Source organism: Bradyrhizobium sp. CCBAU 11430 (genome assembly GCF_028128855.1).
In the GTDB taxonomy this organism is placed as follows: Bacteria; Pseudomonadota; Alphaproteobacteria; order Rhizobiales; family Xanthobacteraceae; genus Bradyrhizobium; species Bradyrhizobium ottawaense.
Genome location: NZ_LBJV01000013.1, coordinates 1 through 516 on the forward strand (window position 1 = coordinate 1; position 516 = coordinate 516).

The 516-nt window shown below is 69.8% G+C and carries 1 protein-coding gene; it reads right to left on the bottom strand.

What is annotated here, in order from left to right; all coding sequences use genetic code 11:
* Nucleotides 1–516: methyl-accepting chemotaxis protein (locus tag XI04_RS08100; protein WP_271623548.1), on the bottom strand; the 516-nt coding region annotated here is incomplete at both ends.

A 516-nucleotide genomic window follows, 5' to 3' on the forward strand; every position in this document is an offset into this window, starting at 1 on the left:
TCGGTCGCCTTGGCGGTCTGGCTCGCCAACGACTTCACCTCGGAGGCCACGACCGCAAAGCCGCGGCCGGCTTCCCCGGCGCGTGCCGCCTCGATCGTGGCGTTCAGGGCCAGCAGGTTGGTCTGTGCCGCGATGGTGTTGATGAGACCGACGACCTCGCCGATGCGCCCCGCCGACTGCGCGAGCCCCTGGACGGTGCTGTCGGTCTCGCGTGCCTGGTTGACGGCGCGGCTGGCGATGCCTGCGGCATGCGCGGCCTGCTGGCTGATGTCGTTGATGGATGCGCTGAGCTCCTCGGCGGCTGCCGCGACGCTCTCGACGCTGGTCGATGCGTCGTTCGAGGCCTTGCCTGCGATCTCGGCGCGTTCATTGGTCTGGCGTGACACCGCGGAGAGGTCGCCCGAGGTCTTGCGCATTTCGCCGGACGCCTCGCTCAGCTCGCCCAGCGACTTGTGCACCACGCCTTCGAACTCGCCGACATAGGCTTCCATCGCGCGCTGTCGCGCGGCGGCACCG